The following is a 3,188-nucleotide window of genomic DNA, read 5'->3' on the forward strand; positions in this document are numbered from 1 at the left end:
AGCGTGGCAACTTCCTATCCTCGCAGGCAGTCTCCCACCAACTACTATCGGCGTTAAGAAGCTTAACTTCTGTGTTCGGCATGGGAACAGGTGTATCCTTCTTGCTATCGCCACCACACTCTTCTTCTGAGTATTCTCACACTCAAAACTAAATACGATTCTTTTCTAGAAAACCTTTTGCGTTTGCCTATTGTGCTTGCGCTACTTCTTGGTTAAGTCCTCGACTGATTAGTACTGGTCCGCTCCATACATCACTGTACTTCCACTCCCAGCCTATCTACCTCATATTCTTTAAGGTGTCTTACTTCTTACGAATGGGAAATCTCATCTCGAGGGGGGCTTCGCACTTAGATGCTTTCAGCGCTTATCCCTTCCATACATAGCTACCCAGCGATGCCCTTGGCAGAACAACTGGTACACCAGCGGTATGTCCATCCCGGTCCTCTCGTACTAAGGACAGCTCCTCTCAAATTTCCTACGCCCGCGACGGATAGGGACCGAACTGTCTCACGACGTTCTGAACCCAGCTCGCGTGCCGCTTTAATGGGCGAACAGCCCAACCCTTGGGACCGACTACAGCCCCAGGATGCGACGAGCCGACATCGAGGTGCCAAACCTCCCCGTCGATGTGGACTCTTGGGGGAGATAAGCCTGTTATCCCCAGGGTAGCTTTTATCCGTTGAGTGATGGCCCTTCCATGCGGTACCACCAGATCACTAAGTCCTAGTTTCCTACCTGCTCGAGTTGTCGCTCTCGCAGTCAAGCTCTCTTATACCTTTACACTCTGCGAATGATTTCCAACCATTCTGAGAGAACCTTTGAGCGCCTCCGTTACACTTTAGGAGGCGACCGCCCCAGTCAAACTGCCCACCAGACACTGTCCCTCACCACGCTTAGTGGTGCAGGTTAGAGGATTCATAAAACAAGGGTAGTATCCCACCAGCGCCTCCAAGAATACTAGCGTACTCTCTTCTTCGGCTCCTACCTATCCTGTACATGTTTCACAAATACTCAATATCAAGCTACAGTAAAGCTCCATGGGGTCTTTCCGTCCTGTCGCGGGTAACCCGCATCTTCACGGGTATTATAATTTCACCGAGTCTATCGTTGAGACAGTGCCCAAATCATTACGCCTTTCGTGCGGGTCGGAACTTACCCGACAAGGAATTTCGCTACCTTAGGACCGTTATAGTTACGGCCGCCGTTTACTGGGGCTTCAATTCAATCCTTCGACGAATCTAAGATCTCCTCTTAACCTTCCAGCACCGGGCAGGCGTCAGCCCCTATACGTCATCTTTCGATTTTGCAGAGACCTGTGTTTTTGATAAACAGTTGTTTGGGCCTATTCACTGCGGCTGATATCTCTATCAGCACCCCTTCTCCCGAAGTTACGGGGTCATTTTGCCGAGTTCCTTAACGATAGTTCTCTCGCTCACCTTAGGATTCTCTCCTCGACTACCTGTGTCGGTTTGCGGTACGGGTAATTGTTAACTCGCTAGAAGCTTTTCTTGGCAGTGTGAAATCAGGAACTTCGCTACTTAATTTCGCTCCCCATCATATCTTGTCCTGACAAAGATAAGCATTTAACTCACCCTCAGACTTGACACTTGGACGTGCATATCCAGCCGCACGCTTTCCTTATCCTCCTGCGTCCCTCCATTACTCAAACGTTAACTCTTAGTACAGGAATCTCTACCTGTTATCCATCGACTACGCCTTTCGGCCTCGCCTTAGGTCCCGACTAACCCTGGGAGGACGAGCCTTCCCCAGGAAACCTTAGTCATTCGGTGGATAAGATTCTCACTTATCTCTCGCTACTCATACCGGCATTCTCACTTCTAAGCGCTCCAGTAGTCCTCTCGATCTACCTTCTCCGCCCTTAGAACGCTCTCCTACCACACATGACTTTCATCATGCATCCACAGTTTCGGTACTATGCTTAGCCCCGGTACATTTTCGGCGCAGCGCCACTCGACTAGTGAGCTATTACGCACTCTTTAAATGGTGGCTGCTTCTGAGCCAACATCCTAGTTGTCTGCGCGACTCCACTTCCTTTTCCACTTAGCATAGATTTTGGGACCTTAACTGGTGATCTGGGCTGTTTCCCTTTCGACTACGGATCTTATCACTCGCAGTCTGACTCCCGGGTAATTGATACATGGCATTCGGAGTTTATCTGAATTCAGTAACCCTTGACGGGCCCCTAGTCCAAACAGTGCTCTACCTCCATTATCATTCCCCCGAGGCTAGCCCTAAAGCTATTTCGGAGAGAACCAGCTATCTCCAAGTTCGTTTGGAATTTCACCGCTACCCACACCTCATCCCCGCATTTTTTAACATACGTGGGTTCGGTCCTCCAGTGCGTTTTACCACACCTTCAACCTGGACATGGGTAGGTCACTTGGTTTCGGGTCTACATCATGATACTATCTCGCCCTCTTCAGACTCGCTTTCGCTCCGGCTCCGACCTTTCCGTCTTAACCTCGCATCATAACGTAACTCGCCGGTTCATTCTACAAAAGGCACGCCATCACCCTTTAACGGGCTTTGACTACTTGTAGGCACACGGTTTCAGGTTCTCTTTCACTCCCCTCCCGGGGTGCTTTTCACCTTTCCCTCACGGTACTGGTTCACTATCGGTCACTAGGGAGTATTTAGCCTTGGGAGATGGTCCTCCCAGATTCCGACGGGGTTTCACGTGTCCCGCCGTACTCAGGATCCTGCTTCGTCAAGTTGATATTTCGTCTACAGGGATCTCACCTTCTCTGTCTAAGTTTCCCAACTTATTCGACTATACCTGCTTGTACTCTCTTGCAGTCCTACAACCCCAATAAGCAAGCTTATTGGTTTGGGCTCTTTCCTGTTCGCTCGCCGCTACTTGGGAAATCGATCTTTCTTTCTCTTCCTGCAGCTACTGAGATGTTTCAGTTCACCGCGTCTTCCTTCGTATACCTATGTATTCAATATACGATAGTAACTCTCGTTACTGGGTTCCCCCATTCGGACATCTCCGGATCATAATCTACTTACGACTCCCCGAAGCATTTCGTTGTTTGTCACGTCCTTCATCGGCTCCTAGTGCCTAGGCATTCACCGTGCGCCCTTCTTAACTTAACCTACAAATATTTTTAGTGATTCCTCACTTCGTTCTCGGCTTTTTCGTTCGCATTGAATATTCCTAGTCGTGC

The 3,188-nt window shown here is 49.4% G+C and carries 2 rRNA genes; both read right to left on the reverse strand.

The annotated features are described in order from the left end of the window. Nucleotide 1: 1 nt before the first annotated feature. Nucleotides 2-118: ribosomal RNA gene (gene rrf, locus FC62_RS07845) — 5S ribosomal RNA — on the reverse strand. A gap of 90 nt (nt 119-208) precedes the next feature. Then, a 23S ribosomal RNA gene (locus tag FC62_RS07850) occupies nt 209-3,117 on the reverse strand. Nucleotides 3,118-3,188 lie beyond the last annotated feature (71 nt).

Source organism: Amylolactobacillus amylotrophicus DSM 20534 (genome assembly GCF_001434555.1).
Taxonomy (GTDB): domain Bacteria; phylum Bacillota; class Bacilli; order Lactobacillales; family Lactobacillaceae; genus Amylolactobacillus; species Amylolactobacillus amylophilus.